The following is a 15,082-nucleotide window of genomic DNA, read 5'->3' on the forward strand; positions in this document are numbered from 1 at the left end:
TCCAGAACTGATCTGCGCGATGCGATCGAAGCAGATCCGGTTCACCTGAGCATAGCCGAACCCCCTCCGGTATTCGTTTCACCGCCAGCCGGGAAGGGCGCCCGAGAGCGCTCCTCCTGAACAACCCGGGCCTTGCACGGTTTGAGGTAAGAGCTTCGTTGGGGCATGGAGATCCTGACGTCAAGGGCGATCACGTCCGCTTATGCATCGATTGCTGGAGATGAGGTTTCCAAACCCGATACGAAGGAATCTCAGCAGTCCGCGACAAGGTGCGCCAAACCTATGTCGGTTTCCTGACTGGGCGATGTTGACCGTGGCGGATGATTTCAATGCGGAAGTCCGTTTCATACGGAGGGACATGGCACTCGACGATGTCGTCCGGAGCGACCTGCAATCGGATACCCACGATGTCCGCGTGGATCGGCTGGGTACGAACGCAACGGTCAACCAACACTGCGGCGTGTACCCTGCGCGCACCCAGTTGTGCCAGGTAGGCGCAGGAACGCAGGAGTGAATGCCCTTCGTAGAGGACATCATCCACCACCAGCAGCGGGGTTTCGGCAAGGTTGAGTGCCGCCAGTTCCGGACTTTCGGTAAGGGCTGTGCCGGGATGCAGCAGACTGAGGTCGTCGGCATAGCGCTTGACCTTGAGCGTGTAGAGTGGCGGAGGCATTTCGCCTGTTTGGCTGCAGTAGTGCTTCTGCAGCAGGCCCGCCAACGGCGCGCCGCGGCGGAGGATTCCGACCAGGGCGAAAGGCTGGCCGTACAGTAGCGAAGCCAGCTGACGAGCCATGGACGCCAGGACGGCCTCGAGTTCCTGCGCGTCGTACAGGCAGAAAGGTTCGACCATGCCCGCATCGTTCATTCAGCAGCGTCCCTTTGAATATCGCCAATGCCGTACTGGACGGCGAGGGCCGAAGCGATACTGGCGGCAGTGTCCAGTACATCGAAGTGACCCGCCTTCAGGACCGACTCCAGTTTGGGCGGCGGAATGCTGTCACTGACTACGACTCTCTTGAACAATGGGCTTTCCAGCAACTCGTTACTGCGAGTGAATAGCCCGTGTGTGGCCATCGCATAGATGTCGCGGGCGCCGCCTGCATGGCAGGCATCCGCCGCACGCAGCAGGGTGGATCCGGTGCTGATGAGATCATCGACCAGGATGACGGTACACCCTTCGACTTTCCCCACCAGCATGCCGCCGCTCAGAGACTCGTCGTGGCGGTATTTTTCCACACACGCACGACCTATCGAATGTCCAAGCCGCTCTTCCAGAATCTGACGGAAGCGTTCGGCTCGCTTGATTCCACCTAGATCTGGAGATGTGACTACGAGGGGTTCGCCTTCGTACGAGCGGATAAAGTGCTCGGCGAAGAGTTGGGCGCTTTCCAGATGCCGGGTTGGGATGCGGAACGCATTGTCGAAGGCCGCCTGGTCGTGCACATCCATGGTCATCAGGCTATCGATGCGGCTCGCTTCCATCAGCGTGGCGAGGTAACGAGTGATGACCGGGTCCTGCGCCTGGATGCGTCGCTCCTTGCGCGTGTAGCAGAGGTAGGGGGAAACGATCTGAAGATGCCGGGCGCCCGCATCCTTGATTGCGGAACAGAGGAACAGCAGGCGGCACAGTTTGTCATGCACGCTCAGCCCGGGCTCCGGATAGAGTCCGGAAAATACGACGACATTTCTCCCTGCAACAGGATCCAGAGGGTGGCACTTGTACTCGCCGTCTTCATACCCGTGTTCCCCGATGCTGCCCAAGGTTAAAGCGAGGTGCCGGGCGACGCGGGTAGCGAAGGACTGGCTTTCATGAAGTGCGAAAAGCAGGGGAGCTTCATTGACCATGCATCACCTCCGCGGGTTCGTGGCGCCATCGAGGCGCTGGAGGACGCAGGCCCTACCGGATGCAGGGCCTGCGCAACGGCGATCAACTCGACTTGACCGGGATGACTTTCTCCGGCTTGACCTCCTCGGGGCGCTTGGGCAATGAAATCGTCAGGACTCCTTTGCTGAAGCTCGCTTCGATCTGCTCCGCATCGACGCCCTTCGGCAGGCTGAAAATGCGCTGGAACGAGCCATAGTGCCTTTCCGAGAGATAGTAATCCTTGCGCGACTCTTCTTTTTCGTCCTTCTTTTCACCGCTGATGACCAGGTTGCCATTGGCCAGTCTGATCTGAATGTCCTTCTCCTCCATGCCCGGCAGCTCGACCGTTACTTCGAAGGATTTGTCCTTTTCCGTGATATCGACGGCCGGCACGCTGTGGCCAGGAATGCTGCGCCTCCAGAATGGCTCGACGTCGAATGCGCTGCGGCTGAACGGGAAATGCAGGGGGGATCGACCAAAGTCCTCGAATAGACGGTCTACCTGCCGGCGCAAAGTATCCAGCGGTCGCCACGAGTCGCTCAGGGCAGGGCTTCTGCTTACTTGGGTTTCGGACTCTTCAGGAAGTTTCTTTGCCGAATCAGCCATTTTCATTCCCTCCTGTTCGGGGGTGTTTGGAATGTGACTCTTTGATTCTGTGGCACCTGCCGGGGAACTCATGATCGAAATCAAGGAAGCGCCTGGCAGCCGGCAGATACTTACAACTGCAAGCTGTGAATCAGCTGTGCGGCATCCTCCGGGTCGTGTGCACTCCGGAAGCCCAGATCGCGGGCCAAGGCTTGCAAGCGGGTATTGTCCACTGCATCCACCGAGTACATCTGCTTGAAACCGTTCTGCCGGGCGGTCTCAATGAGATGCCGCATCAGCGCGGTGCCCAGGCCCCGATGCTGCCAGGCATCCGCTACGGTCACGGCACATTCGCACTGACCGTTTTCTTCGGAAGCGGCGTAACGGCTGACCCCTACCTCGATCAGTTTTCCGTCCTGGTGGGCAAGCGCGACGAACGCCATCTTGTGGCGGTAATCGACTTGCATGAGTTGCTCGAGGAGCGCGGGGCTGACTTCCTTGACTGCGCCAAGGAAGCGGAAATGGCGGGCTTCCGGCGACAGATTACGAATGAACTCAATCTCGCGTTCCCGATCCTCCTCCCTGAGCGGTCGAATGAGGACGTGGCTGCCGTCGTTCAAATGCTCGATCCAATGCTCTTCGGCTTCGGAGAGCGCCCGGTGAGTGGTGTAGGGCGAGGGCATGTTGCGTACTCCATTGAAGAGGAAGCCGCTTCAGATTTACGCCCATGCCCGGGCGGCGGATTGACAGAGATCAATTCCGAGACAGACAGCGATTGCCTTGTGTCCGCATATCTCGATATGCCGGATAGGACGGGGCTTCGCGCGCTGGTTCGCCGCCGTGGAGAACTGACAGCGGCCCTTTTTGCCGAGCCTTATGGGGCCGTGCTGAACTATCGAGGGCCCTGCGGAGTCGGCTGGCCCTTGTTGGTCGGCGGATGCAGGACGGTCGGCAGCGGTTGCCTTGATGCACATCAATCCGTTGCGGGGTGACCAGGCGCAGGCTGACCGCACCGGGCTCCGGAGCAGCCCTGATCGGCAACTTGCGAGAGGTCATCATGAACGCACGACAACGCCTGTTAGTGATCAGCGATCCGGACCAACTTCAATCCCCAGCTCTCGATAGGGCGGCTGCACTGGCGGAGGCCATCGGGGCCACCCTCGATATACTGGTCTGTGGTGGGCCTTCGGAAACGCTCTGGATACTGGACGAGAGCATTCTGGAGCAAGTAAGGAAAGGTTTTCTCGAGCGCCAGCATGCCTATCTTCAGAAGTTGGGAGAGGAATTGCGTGCCAAGGGAATCGAGGCGAGTGCTGAAGTTTTCTGGGCCGACAAACCCGAAATGGAAGTGCTCCGCTACCTGAAAACCAAACCGGCTGACTTGGTGATCAAGCCGGCCAGGCACGAGTTCCCGCTCAAGCGCATGTTCATCACGCCGCTGGATTGGCAACTGCTCAGAAATTGCCCCCTTCCGCTGCATCTGGTCAGCACCGCCGAGCATCCGCTTCCACGCAAGGTGGCCGCAGCCGTGGATCTTTCGCGCACCGATACGGAAGGCATGGCACTGAACGAGAAAATCCTGTCAGTGGCGGAAGAGTTCGCACGGCAATGTGGTGCAAAGTTGCATCTGGTGATGGCCTACGAACAGTCACGATCTTTCTTTGCCTATGCGGCGGGACCTGTGGCTTGGACTGAGGAGCTTCAGCAGCAACTCAGTGGAAATCTGCACAGCGCTTTCAATCTGTTCGCCGAACGCCGCGGAGTTCCTCCACATCATCGGCATTTCCTTTCTGGCACGCCTGCGAAGACCATCGCCGAGTTCGCGGTTCACGAGCAGATGGATGTGGTGGTGATGGGAACCCTGACACACAAAGGGTTGGACAAGGTACTTGGTAGTACGGCGGAACAGATCCTCTACAGGGTGCCGGCAATTATCGCGGTACGCCCGGATGATTGAGCTTCAGGTCATTCAAGTATCAAAGGTTCCCTTCGTCTGAAGGGCGGCCCTGCTCGCACAGCGCCTGGATATTCAGAAGGTGTGAGTCTTGGCCAGAGCTGTCTACGAGGTTCATGTCACGAAAGCGGGCGAACAGGCGGCTTACCGTCTCCATCGACATGCCCAGGTAATTGCCGATGTCTCGACGGTTCATTGGCAAGATGAAGTGCGATGCCGAGAGCCCGCGCGGATCAGGAAGTCGTGCTTACGTAGCGGCCGGTTGCGCTTTGCAAAAGCAGGTCATTGTAAATAATCGATTTCTTAATGCTGGAAGCCTTTCTCAAGCTCGCTTGCGAGGGATCGTCAGGGCACTTCCGGGCAAACAGTTGATGCACATCAATTCGCTCTCCCTTTCCTTGCTTGAGGCTGTACTCCGGGCCAGCGTTTGAGATGGCAGTCCTGGTCTTTCACAAGCTGCGAGGATCTGAACCATGAAAGCTTCAAGACTCGCCGCCATCGCTTTGGCGGCTGCGCTTTTTCCCGCGCTGACCATTGCGCAGCAGGACTCCAGAGCCGCCAACCTGGCTCAACAGCAGCCGATGAGCATTGAGAAATTTGATCAAGAGATGGCTAAGGCTCAGGAAAACCTGCAAAGAATGCAGGAGCAAATGAGCCTGATTCAAAAAGCTGCCGATCCTGCGCAGCGCCAGAAACTGATGCAAGAGCACCAAGCCATGATGAAGCAAGGAATGCGGATGATGAATGGCATGTGGGGCGGAGGAGTGATGGGGTGCTGCGCGGGCGGCATGATGGGCGGCCGTATGATGGGTTGGGGCCAGATGGGCAGCCACTATTCCCAAATGACGCCCGAGCAGGTGAGGCAGCATCAGTACATGATGGACAGGTACATGGGCATGCAACAGATGATGATGGACCAGATGATGCAGCATCAGCAGCACATGGGCCCGCCGCTCCGCTAAGACTCACGGAGAAGCGCCTTGCTAACCAGGAAAAGTACCTGCGCAGGGGTGATGCTGCGTTGAAATCGACCTCAGACAGTTCATTTGCAGCCCGTAGACTGCACTTCTTCGGCCGACTTCATCTTGCCTGACCTTCGCTCGATGACTTTTCGTACAGCTCCTGCGCGACATCGTTCGACGGAGGTGGGCAATGAGCCAAAACCATAGAATTCTGTTGGTAGGTCATGCGGAACAGCGTCGGTCCGCGGCGTTCGAGAGAGCGGCAGCACTCGCGATGGCCAGCAGCGCTCCGCTCCATATCACGGTTCTGGTCGAACCTTTTATGACCTTTCCACTACTGGCGGCTGAACTCAGGGAGCAGATTCGCAAAAGCCTGCTCAACGAGCAGCAGAAAGGGTGGAGCAAGGAAGTCGAGAGGCTGAAAGAGAAGGGCATCGACGCCACGTTCTCTGTGGTGTGGACCGACGACCCGCACGAGGAGATCATTCGTCACGTGCAGGAGATGCAGCCAGATTTACTGGTAAAGGACATTCAGCGCGAGCCGGTCCTCAAACGTGCTTTTGTCACACCGCTGGACTGGTGTCTGTTGCGTGAATGCCCTGTGCCGCTTCACCTGGTGAACGATGCCCGTCATCCAAGGCCGCAGGTGGTCGTGGCAGCGGTCGACCCGACCGATCCCGAAGCACAGTACTCGGGCCTCAACGATCAGATCATCACGGCCGGCGCCGGTTTGGCCACGCAATGCAGCGCCGAGTTTCAATTGCTGTATGTCTACAGCAACATCCCGGCCTACATGACGAGCGCCGGCGACACGGTTGCCGGCTGGGCGGATGTTGTCGAGGAGTTGCGCAGCGCACTGCATCAGTCCTTCGTCGACTTGGCCGAACAGCACGGCGTCCCGCCAGAGCGACGTCACTTCATGGTTGGCCATCCAGTCACGGGAATCACCGAGTTCGCGGAAGAACAACAGGCTGATGTCGTGGTCATGGGGCGCGTTCACCGAAAGGTCCTGGACAACTTGATCGGCAGCACGACCGAAACGGTACTTTACCGGCTCTCTGGAAGTGTCCTGGCAATTCAACCCAAGGAGAGGTACGCAGGTCCGTGATTTGGGTTGCCTGCGCTATTTCCATCACTCGGTAACGCGCGGTAAGCGACCCGGCCGCAGTGCTGCAGGGAGAAGCGGTCGCGGCTGGAAACTGGTTAGGGACTGGAAGGTAGAGCCGGTTTCGAGGACGGGCATTTTTAGAGCAGGCAGGCTGCGGATGAGCTGCCGCGCTTGCTACATCCCAGGGCTGGTTTCGTGGGTGGCAGGATGACGCATTACGGTTCAATCCAAGCAAGCCGTGCGTGCCCAAGGGGCGGCGCGAGTGATAGTCGCTGTACCTGTGGCGCCGGATGACACCCTGGAGAAACTGCGAGAGGAAGTGGACGAGGTGGTCTGTCCCTTCGTACCTGAATGGTTCACGGCTATCGGCCGCTGGTACATGGATTTCTCGCAAGTCGCGGATCGCGAGGTGGTTGATCTGCTGCAACATGCCTGGCACCGCGGATTGTATGGGCAAGCTGAGCCTTAGGAGGTGACCAATGCTTCAACCTCGGCAAAGCATTGAGCTGCCGGATGCGCGTTTAGCCGGTGACCTGTTGATGCCGGACGGGGCACGGGGCCTTGTGGTGTTCGTGCACGGCAGCGGCAGCAGCCGCTCGAGCCCCCGCAATCAACATGTAGCGCGTTACCTTTGCGAGCGCGGCTTGGCAACCCTGCTGTTTGACCTCCTCACCGAAGCAGAGGATCGCGTCGACCGGGTCACCTGTGAAATGCGCTTCGACATTTCAATGCTGACGCATCGGCTTGTCGGGGTCCTCGACTGGCTTGCCGCCAAGTCCGAGCTGAAGCACCTGCCGATCGGGCTGTTCGGCGCCAGCACTGGCGCAGCCGCAGCGATCCTGGCTGCCATCCAGAGGCCGGATCGGGTCGATGCAATCGTCAGCCGCGGAGGCCGGACCGACCTGGCCGGCAGCGAACTATGCCGGTTGAGTGCACCGATCCTGCAAATCGTCGGCGCTCGCGACCGGGTCACGCTCGGGCTGAACCGGAAGGCCAGTCGCGCACTGGTGTGCGAGCAAGGCCTGGAGGTGATTCCTGGCGCGACGCACCTGTTCGAAGAGCCGGGCGCGCTGGAGGAAGTCGCGAGACTGGCCGGCCAATGGTTCGAGACGCACTTGGGCGACCCCGTGCAAGGGCCCACCAGGTTCTGACCAACGCTGGTGGCTGCATCGCGCTGGGCGACAAGGGCACGCGGATGAAGATTCAAGCGCTGTAACCGGCGGAGGCCTTGCCCAGCCTCCAATGGAGCGACCCGGACAAGGGCATGGCCACCCTGGGGGTGGCCATCGTCTGCGTCATCCTGAATCTGGCGCGGCATTCCCCATCACTCTTCTTTACGCATTCTTGATGCCCCACCACCTCCCCGGGACTCGTTCCTTTACGCCCCTCGTTCCGACAATGGCTCCACGGCGGCAAAGACCGCATCAAGGAGCAAACGCAATGAGCATTCTCGACGGGGTGTCCCTGGTCCTGGCCATGGGGCTTTTCATCTATCTGCTGGTGGCGCTGCTGCGCGCCGAGCGCGGCTAGGAGGCTCCATGCAACTTCAGGACATCGGCCTGATCCTGGCCTTTTTCGTACTGGTGCTGGTGCCGGCACCTTTCCTGGGGCGCTTCTACTACCGGGTGATGGAGGGGCAACGCACTTTCCTGACCCCGGTGTTCGCGCCGGTGGAGGGCTTCTGCTACCGCATCTCCGGCGTCGACATCGAGCATGAGCAGGACTGGAAGGGCTATTGCGCGGCCCTGCTGGCCTTCAACCTGGCGGGCCTGGTGCTGCTGTTCGCCATCCTCATGCTGCAGGGCGCGTTGCCGCTGAATCCGCAGAAGCTGCCAGGCCTGGAATGGAGCCTGGCGTTCAACACCGCGGTCAGCTTCGTCACCAACACCAACTGGCAGGCGTATAGCGGAGAAGCCACCCTGAGCTACTTCAGCCAGATGGTGGGCCTGGGCGTGCAGAACTTCGTCAGCGCCGCCGTCGGCCTCTGCGTGCTGGTGGCCTTGGCCCGTGGCATCAGCCGCCGCAGCACCGACCGCCTGGGCAATTTCTGGGTCGACCTGACTCGCGGCACCCTCTACGGCCTGCTGCCGCTGTGCCTGCTGCTGGCGCTGTTCCTGGTCTGGCAGGGTGTGCCGCAGACACTGACGGACTACGCCCACGCGGTGACCCTGCAGGGTGCCGAGCAGAGCATCCCGCTCGGCCCGGCGGCCAGCCAGATCGCCATCAAGCAGCTGGGCACCAACGGCGGCGGCTTCTTCGGTGTCAACTCGGCGCATCCCTTCGAGAACCCCACGGCCTGGAGCAACCTGCTGGAGATGGCCTCCATCATCCTGGTCCCGGCGGCCCTGGTGTTCACTTTCGGACACTACGTCAAGGACCTGCGCCAGAGCCGTGCGCTGCTGGCCTGCATGCTGGTGCTGTTCATCATCGGCCTGGGCGTGACCCTGTACAGCGAATACCAGCCGAACCCGGCCCTGGCCGCGTTGCCCATCGAGCAGAGCGGTTCCCTGGAGGGCAAGGAAAGCCGTTTCGGCATCGCCGCCTCGGCACTCTGGGCGGTGACCACCACCGCCGCCTCCAACGGCTCGGTCAACGCCATGCACGACAGCTTCAGCGCCATCGGCGGGATGATCCCGATGTTCAACATGATGCTCGGCGAGGTCATCTTCGGCGGCGTCGGCGCCGGTCTCTACGGCATGCTGTTGTTCGTGCTGATCGCCGTGTTCCTCGCCGGCCTGATGATCGGCCGCACCCCGGAATACCTCGGCAAGAAGCTGGAGGCCCGCGAAGTGCGCCTGCTGGTGGCGACCCTGCTGGTGATGCCGGTGGGCGTGCTGGTGTTCTGCGGCCTGGCTATCAGCCTCGAAGGCCCTGCGGCGTCCATCACCAACCCGGGCGCCCACGGCTTCAGCCAGGCCCTCTACGCCTACACCTCGGGCACCGCCAACAATGGTTCGGCCTTTGCTGGCCTCCAAGCCAACACGCCGTTCCACAACGTGCTGATCGGTCTCGCCATGCTCCTCGGCCGCTTCGGCTACATCCTCCCGGTGCTGGCCATCGCCGGCAGCCTGGCGATGAAGAAGCGCGCGCCGCTGGGCGCCAACAGCTTCCCCACCCACGGCCCGCTGTTCGTCACCCTGTTGACCCTGACCATCCTGCTGGTGGGCGGCCTGACCTTCCTCCCGGCGCTGGCCCTCGGGCCCATCGCCGAACACCTGGCGCTGGCCCAGGGCTTCTGACGGAGAACTTTAATGAATGCCCCGATAAAGGCGCTCAAGGGCGCCAAGCAGCAACCCGGGACCTCCTTCGCCGCGCTGTGGAAGCCGGCGCTGCGCCAGGCCTTCGTCAAACTCGACCCGCGCCAGCTGGTGCGCTCGCCGGTGATCCTGGTGGTCGAGTTGACCGCGCTGCTGACCACTGTGCTCTGCTTCATCCCCAACCCGGCGGTGAGCACCGCTCTCGCCGTGCAGATCGCCCTCTGGCTGTGGTTCACCGTGCTCTTCGCCAACTTCGCCGAGGCCCTGGCCGAGGGCCGTGGCAAGGCCCGCGCCGACAGCCTGCGGGCCGGCAGCCAGGGCCTGACCGCGCGGCGGCGCAAGGGCAATGGCCAGTTCGAGACCATTTCGGCCGCCAGCCTGCGTCGTGGCGACATCGTACGTGTCCAGGCCGGTGAGCTGATTCCGGGCGACGGCGAAGTGATCGAAGGGATCGCCGCGGTCAACGAAGCGGCTATCACGGGCGAATCGGCACCGGTGATCCGTGAGTCAGGCGGCGACCGTTCCGCCGTCACCGGCAACACCCGCATCGTCTCCGACTGGCTGCTGGTCAGAATCACCGCCAACCCCGGCGAATCCACCCTGGACCGGATGATCGCCCTGGTGGAGGGCGCCAAGCGCCAGAAGACCCCCAACGAGGTGGCGCTGGACATCCTGCTGATCGGCCTGACCCTGATCTTCCTGCTGGTGGTGGCCACCCTGCAGCCCTTCGCCCGCTTCGCCGGCGGCGACCTGCCGCTGGTCTACTTGGTAGCGCTGCTGGTGACCTTGATCCCCACCACCATCGGCGGTCTGCTCTCGGCCATCGGTATCGCCGGCATGGACCGCCTGGTGCGCCTGAACGTGATCGCCAAGTCCGGCCGCGCGGTGGAAGCCGCCGGTGACGTGCACGTGCTGCTGCTGGACAAGACCGGCACCATCACCTTCGGCAACCGCCGCTGCAGCGCGATGATCAAGGCCCCCGGCGTGGCCGGCAAGGAGCTCTCCGATGCCGCGTTGCTGGCCTCCCTGGCCGACGAGACCCCGGAAGGCAAGTCCATAGTCGAGTACTTGCGTGCGCTGCATTCGATGCAGGAACCGGCCCGCGAGGAAATCCAGGTGATCCCCTTCACCGCCGAGACCCGCCTCTCCGGCGCCGACTGGGCGGGCCGCAGCTACCGCAAGGGCGCGGTGGACGCTGTACTGGCCTGGGTCGGCATGGGCCGCGAAGACGTACCGGCGCCGCTGGCCCGCGAGGTCGAGAAGATCGCCCAGAGCGGCGGCACCCCGCTGCTGGTGGCGGCCGACGGCAAGCTGCTGGGCGCCATCCACCTCAAGGACGTGGTCAAGCCCGGTATCCGCGACCGCTTCGCCGAATTGCGGCAGATGGGCATCCGTACCGTGATGGTGACCGGCGACAACCCCCTGACCGCTGCCGCGATCGCCGCCGAAGCCGGGGTGGATGACGTGATCGCCGAAGCCACGCCGGAGAAGAAGCTGGCGCGCATTCGCCTTGATCAGGGTGAGGGCAAGATGGTCGCCATGTGCGGCGACGGCGCCAACGACGCCCCGGCGCTGGCCCAGGCCGACGTCGGCCTGGCGATGAACGACGGCACCCAGGCCGCCCGCGAGGCCGCCAACCTGGTGGACCTGGACAGCGACCCGACCAAGCTGCTGGACGTGGTGCAGGTGGGCAAGGAGTTGCTGGTGACCCGTGGTGCGCTGACCACCTTCTCGGTGGCCAACGACGTGGCCAAGTACTTCGCCATCCTCCCCGCGCTGTTCGCCGGCATCCATCCGCAACTCGGCGTGCTCAACGTCATGGGGCTGGCCAGCCCGCAGAGCGCGATCCTCTCGGCCATCGTGTTCAACGCGCTGATCATCGTCGCGCTGATCCCCCTGGCCCTGCGCGGGGTACGGGTGCAGGCGACGGACGCCGCCCATCTGCTGCGGCGCAACCTGCTGATCTACGGCCTGGGCGGCATAGTCGCGCCCTTTATCGGCATCAAGCTGATCGACCTGCTGCTCAACGCGGTGGGATTGGTCTGAACCCGGTTTTTTCTCCCCTCTCCCGCTTGCGGGAGAGGGGCCGGGGGAGAGGGAACCGCCCCTGCTCTGACTTAGATTTCCAACGAGGAACTGAATATGCTTAGCCAACTCCGTCCAGCCTTGAGCCTCCTGGCCCTGATGACCCTGATCACTGGTGTCGCCTACCCGCTGACCGTCACCGGCATCGCCCAGCTGGCCTTCCCCGAACAGGCCAATGGCAGCCTGGTGCATGACGCCAAGGGCGAGGTGCGCGGCAGCGCGCTGCTGGCGCAGAACTTCGAGGGCGCCGGTTGGTTCCAGCCGCGCCCGTCGGCCGCCGGCTACGCTACCCTGTCCAGCGGCGCCAGCAACCTGGCGCCGAGCAATCCGGCCCTGGCCGAACGCATCAACCAGGATGCGCACCGCCTGGCCACTGAAGGCCGTGGCAAGGTGCCCATGGCCCTGGTGACCACCTCCGGCAGCGGCCTGGACCCGCACCTGCCGCCGGCCGCCGCGCGCTTCCAGATCCCGCGCATCGCCGCTGAACGCGGCTTGCCCGTCGAGACCCTGGAGCGCCTGGTGGAGCAGAACACCGCACGGCCCCTGGTGGGCCCGGCGGTGGTCAATGTGCTGACCCTGAATACGGCGCTGAACGAGATGACGCGATGAGCGATGCCCTGCGCGCCGACGCGCTGCTGGCCGACACGCCCCGCGATGGGCGCGGCCGGCTGAAGGTCTTCCTCGGTGCGGCCCCTGGCGTGGGCAAGACCTACGCCATGCTCCAGGCCGCCCAGGCGCAATTGCGCCAGGGCGTGGACCTGCGGGCCGGGGTGGTCGAGACCCATGGCCGTGCGGAAACCGAAGCCATGCTCGCCGGGCTGCCGCAGCAACCGCTGCGGCGTTTCGAATACCGGGGGATGAATCTTGCCGAGATGGATCTCGACGGCATCCTCGCCCATCCGCCGAAGCTGGTGCTGGTGGACGAGCTGGCCCACACCAACGCCCCCGGCAGCCGCCATGCCAAGCGCTGGCAGGACGTGCAGGAACTGATCGATGCCGGCATCGACGTCTACACCACGGTCAACGTCCAGCACCTGGAAGCCCTCAACGACCAGGTGCGCGACATCACCGGCGTGCAGGTGCGCGAGACCCTGCCGGACTGGGTGCTGCAGGAGGCCGACGAGATCCTGCTGGTCGACCTGCCGCCGCGCGAACTGCTGGAGCGCCTGCGCGAGGGCAAGGTCTATGTGCCCGAGCAGGCGCGCGCGGCCATCGACGCCTTCTTCTCCCAGACCAACCTCACCGCCTTGCGCGAGCTGGCCATGCAGACCGCCGCCGCGCGGGTGGACGCCGACCTCAACCGGCGATACCGCCAGCGCGGCCTGGAAGCCCCCGCCGTGCGCGGCCGGCTGCTGGTGGGCATCGACGGCGACCATCAGGCCGAGCGCCTGGTGCGCCATGCCAGCCGGGTAGCCGAACGGCGCCACCTGCCCTGGTCGGCGGTGCATGTGGACACCGGCCGGGACCGTTCCGAAGAGGGGCGCGCGCGGCTGCAGGGCGCCCAGCAGTTGGCCGAGCGCCTGGGCGGCGAAGTGGTGACACTGCGCGCCGAATCCGTGGCCAAGGCCCTGGTACAGCACGCCGAGGAGCGCCGCGCCAGCCTGCTGCTGGTGGGGCGCAGCCGCTTGCGCCTGCGTCGCCGCCTGTTGGGCCGGGGCCTGGCGGAACGCCTGCTGCGCCTGGCCGAAGGGCTGGAAGTCAGCGTGCTGGACACCGAGGCCGACAGCCGCCCGCCCAGCTCACGCGTAAGTTACCCCACGAGCCTGCTGGACTACGGCCTGGCGGTGCTGGCAGCCGTCGCCGCCAGCGCCCTGGCCTGGGCGGTGTCCCATACCCTGGCATTGCCCAACATCTCCCTGGTGTTCCTCGCCGCGGTGCTGCTGGTGGCGGTGCGCAGCACCCTGGGGCCGGCGCTGCTCTGCGCCGGCCTGTCGTTCCTCGCCTACGATTTCCTGTTCATTCCGCCGACCTTCTCCCTGACCATCGCCCGCCAGGAAGATGTGCTGACCCTGTTGTTCTTCCTGCTGATGGCCGGGCTCACCGGCAACCTGGCCTCGCGCCAGCGCCGCCAGCTCGACGCCCTGCGCGATACCCAATCGGAAACCACGGCGCTGCTCGACCTGTCGCGCAAGCTCACCGCCGCCACCGACCGCCAGGCGGTGTTGAACGTGGCGACGCAGCAGTTCGGTGCCTGGACGGATCTGGAGGTCTGCCTGCTGTCTCGGGGCCGCGATGGCGTCTGGAAGGTGGAGGCCGGTGCCCAGCGCCTGCTGGGCGATCAGGAACGGGCGGCGGCGGAGTGGTCCTGGCAGCATGACCAGCCGGCGGGACGGAGCACCGATACGCTGCCGGGCGGCCGTTGGTGGTGGCTGCCGCTGTCGGTGGAGGAGGGACCGCTGGCGCTGCTGGGCGTGAGCCGCCGCGATGATGCGCCGTTGCCCGCCGACCGGCGCCGGCTGATCGCCGCCCTCGGCCAGCCCCTGGCCCAGGCTCTGGCCCGCGCCCAGTTGGCCGAGGAACTCGAAGCGGCGCGCCTGCATGGTGAAACCGAACAGCTGCGCAGCGCCTTGCTGGCCTCGGTCTCCCACGACCTGCGCACGCCGCTCACCGCCATGCGCGGTTCCATCGACAGCCTGCTGGCCCTGGGCGAGGCCATTCCCGTGGCCGATCGCCGCGAGCTGCTGGAAGGCACCCGTGACGAAGCCGAACGCCTGGACCGCTACATTCAGAATCTGCTGGACATGACCCGCCTCGGCCACGGCACCCTCAAGCTGGCCCGCGACTGGGTGGCGCCGGTGGACATCGTCGCCAGCGCCCTGCAACGCCTGCGTCCGGTGCTGGCGCCGCTGCAGGTGGAAACCCTTGTGCCGGAGACCTTGCCGCTGCTCTATGTGCATGCCGCCCTGATCGAGCAGGCGCTGGTCAATGTGCTGGAAAACGCGGCACGCTTCTCCCCCGGCGAGGGGCGCCTGCGGATTGCGCTGGAGGCCGACGAGGCCGAGCTGCGCTTCGCCGTCAGCGACCAGGGGCCGGGCATTCCGCCGGAAGAGCGCGACAGGATCTTCGACATGTTCTATACCGCTGCCCGTGGCGACCGCGGCGGGCAGGGCACCGGCCTCGGCCTGGCGATCTGCCAGGGCATGGTAGGCGCCCACGGCGGCCGCGTGACAGTCGGCGATGGCCTGGACGGCCGCGGCGCCACCCTGACCCTGCACCTGCCGCTGCATCCGCAACCACGGTTGGAGGAAGAATGAGAGCTACAGGTGG

The 15,082-nt window shown here is 63.9% G+C and carries 14 protein-coding genes and 1 pseudogene; 10 read left to right on the forward strand and 5 right to left on the reverse strand.

The window, feature by feature from the left end:
- Positions 1 to 280: 280 nt before the first annotated feature.
- From ACFPU0_RS24110 to ACFPU0_RS24125, 4 genes are all read right to left on the reverse strand, one after another.
- Positions 281 to 865, reverse strand: coding sequence for a phosphoribosyltransferase family protein (locus ACFPU0_RS24110; RefSeq protein ID WP_377695812.1), 585 nt, complete (start codon positions 863 to 865; stop codon positions 281 to 283).
- Positions 862 to 1,845, reverse strand: a complete 984-nt coding sequence (locus ACFPU0_RS24115) for a ribose-phosphate diphosphokinase (protein WP_377695813.1) — start codon at positions 1,843 to 1,845, stop codon at positions 862 to 864. The genes ACFPU0_RS24110 and ACFPU0_RS24115 overlap by 4 nt, the downstream gene beginning before the upstream one ends.
- 82 nt (positions 1,846 to 1,927) lie before the next feature.
- On the reverse strand, positions 1,928 to 2,470 hold the full coding sequence (locus tag ACFPU0_RS24120) for an Hsp20/alpha crystallin family protein (RefSeq protein WP_377695814.1): 543 nt from the start codon (positions 2,468 to 2,470) through the stop codon (positions 1,928 to 1,930).
- Between the two features lie 110 nt (positions 2,471 to 2,580).
- On the reverse strand, positions 2,581 to 3,132 hold the full coding sequence (locus ACFPU0_RS24125; protein ID WP_377695815.1) for a GNAT family N-acetyltransferase: 552 nt from the start codon (positions 3,130 to 3,132) through the stop codon (positions 2,581 to 2,583).
- A 374-nt stretch (positions 3,133 to 3,506) separates the two neighbouring features.
- On the opposite strand from ACFPU0_RS24125, the gene ACFPU0_RS24130 reads away from it, so the two are divergent.
- Positions 3,507 to 4,406 (forward strand): universal stress protein, encoded by a 900-nt coding sequence (locus ACFPU0_RS24130; protein ID WP_377695816.1) that lies wholly within the window; start codon positions 3,507 to 3,509, stop codon positions 4,404 to 4,406.
- 19 nt (positions 4,407 to 4,425) lie between these two features.
- On the opposite strand, the gene ACFPU0_RS24135 is transcribed toward ACFPU0_RS24130, so the two are convergent.
- A complete protein-coding gene (locus ACFPU0_RS24135; protein ID WP_417715040.1) occupies positions 4,426 to 4,605 on the reverse strand; it encodes a helix-turn-helix domain-containing protein in 180 nt (59 codons plus the stop codon).
- A gap of 271 nt (positions 4,606 to 4,876) precedes the next feature.
- Between ACFPU0_RS24135 and ACFPU0_RS24140 the strand changes: the two genes are divergently transcribed.
- From ACFPU0_RS24140 to ACFPU0_RS24180, 9 genes and pseudogenes are all read left to right on the forward strand, one after another.
- Entirely contained in the window at positions 4,877 to 5,365 is a 489-nt protein-coding gene (locus ACFPU0_RS24140; RefSeq protein ID WP_377695818.1) for a hypothetical protein, read from the forward strand.
- A 190-nt stretch (positions 5,366 to 5,555) separates the two neighbouring features.
- Positions 5,556 to 6,473 carry a universal stress protein gene (locus ACFPU0_RS24145; protein WP_377695819.1) on the forward strand — a complete coding sequence of 306 codons (918 nt, stop codon included), beginning with the start codon at positions 5,556 to 5,558 and terminating at the stop codon, positions 6,471 to 6,473.
- Positions 6,474 to 6,705: 232 nt separating this feature from the next.
- Positions 6,706 to 6,942 (forward strand): annotated as a pseudogene (locus ACFPU0_RS24150) (phosphoribosyltransferase); the annotation flags it as partial.
- A gap of 10 nt (positions 6,943 to 6,952) precedes the next feature.
- Positions 6,953 to 7,624: a dienelactone hydrolase family protein gene (locus tag ACFPU0_RS24155; RefSeq protein ID WP_377695820.1), complete on the forward strand. Its 672-nt coding sequence runs from the start codon at positions 6,953 to 6,955 to the stop codon at positions 7,622 to 7,624.
- A gap of 289 nt (positions 7,625 to 7,913) precedes the next feature.
- On the forward strand, positions 7,914 to 8,003 hold the full coding sequence (kdpF, locus tag ACFPU0_RS24160) for a K(+)-transporting ATPase subunit F (RefSeq protein ID WP_036996920.1): 90 nt from the start codon (positions 7,914 to 7,916) through the stop codon (positions 8,001 to 8,003).
- Between the two features lie 8 nt (positions 8,004 to 8,011).
- A complete protein-coding gene (gene kdpA, locus ACFPU0_RS24165) occupies positions 8,012 to 9,712 on the forward strand; it encodes a potassium-transporting ATPase subunit KdpA (protein ID WP_377695821.1) in 1,701 nt (566 codons plus the stop codon).
- A 12-nt stretch (positions 9,713 to 9,724) separates the two neighbouring features.
- Entirely contained in the window at positions 9,725 to 11,776 is a 2,052-nt protein-coding gene (kdpB, locus tag ACFPU0_RS24170; protein ID WP_377695822.1) for a potassium-transporting ATPase subunit KdpB, read from the forward strand.
- Between the two features lie 96 nt (positions 11,777 to 11,872).
- Complete coding sequence (kdpC, locus tag ACFPU0_RS24175) at positions 11,873 to 12,424, forward strand: potassium-transporting ATPase subunit KdpC (protein ID WP_377695823.1); 552 nt, start codon at positions 11,873 to 11,875, stop codon at positions 12,422 to 12,424.
- Positions 12,421 to 15,069, forward strand: a complete 2,649-nt coding sequence (locus ACFPU0_RS24180) for an ATP-binding protein (protein WP_377695824.1) — start codon at positions 12,421 to 12,423, stop codon at positions 15,067 to 15,069. Before kdpC ends, ACFPU0_RS24180 begins: the two co-directional genes overlap by 4 nt.
- Positions 15,070 to 15,082: the final 13 nt, after the last annotated feature.

This window comes from Pseudomonas sp. GCM10022186, from assembly GCF_042656385.1.
Classification (GTDB): Bacteria; Pseudomonadota; Gammaproteobacteria; order Pseudomonadales; family Pseudomonadaceae; genus Metapseudomonas.

Excerpts from the sequence above, each read along its gene's own strand:
- ACFPU0_RS24110 (WP_377695812.1), bottom strand. The coding sequence starts at position 865 with ATGAACGATGCGGGCATGGTCGAACCTTTCTGCCTGTACGACGCGCAG.
- ACFPU0_RS24115 (WP_377695813.1), bottom strand. The coding sequence starts at position 1,845 with ATGGTCAATGAAGCTCCCCTGCTTTTCGCACTTCATGAAAGCCAGTCC.
- ACFPU0_RS24120 (WP_377695814.1), bottom strand. The coding sequence starts at position 2,470 with ATGGCTGATTCGGCAAAGAAACTTCCTGAAGAGTCCGAAACCCAAGTA.
- ACFPU0_RS24125 (WP_377695815.1), bottom strand. The coding sequence starts at position 3,132 with ATGCCCTCGCCCTACACCACTCACCGGGCGCTCTCCGAAGCCGAAGAG.
- ACFPU0_RS24130 (WP_377695816.1), top strand. The coding sequence starts at position 3,507 with ATGAACGCACGACAACGCCTGTTAGTGATCAGCGATCCGGACCAACTT.
- ACFPU0_RS24140 (WP_377695818.1), top strand. The coding sequence starts at position 4,877 with ATGAAAGCTTCAAGACTCGCCGCCATCGCTTTGGCGGCTGCGCTTTTT.
- ACFPU0_RS24145 (WP_377695819.1), top strand. The coding sequence starts at position 5,556 with ATGAGCCAAAACCATAGAATTCTGTTGGTAGGTCATGCGGAACAGCGT.
- ACFPU0_RS24155 (WP_377695820.1), top strand. The coding sequence starts at position 6,953 with ATGCTTCAACCTCGGCAAAGCATTGAGCTGCCGGATGCGCGTTTAGCC.
- kdpF (WP_036996920.1), top strand. The coding sequence starts at position 7,914 with ATGAGCATTCTCGACGGGGTGTCCCTGGTCCTGGCCATGGGGCTTTTC.
- kdpA (WP_377695821.1), top strand. The coding sequence starts at position 8,012 with ATGCAACTTCAGGACATCGGCCTGATCCTGGCCTTTTTCGTACTGGTG.
- kdpB (WP_377695822.1), top strand. The coding sequence starts at position 9,725 with ATGAATGCCCCGATAAAGGCGCTCAAGGGCGCCAAGCAGCAACCCGGG.
- kdpC (WP_377695823.1), top strand. The coding sequence starts at position 11,873 with ATGCTTAGCCAACTCCGTCCAGCCTTGAGCCTCCTGGCCCTGATGACC.
- ACFPU0_RS24180 (WP_377695824.1), top strand. The coding sequence starts at position 12,421 with ATGAGCGATGCCCTGCGCGCCGACGCGCTGCTGGCCGACACGCCCCGC.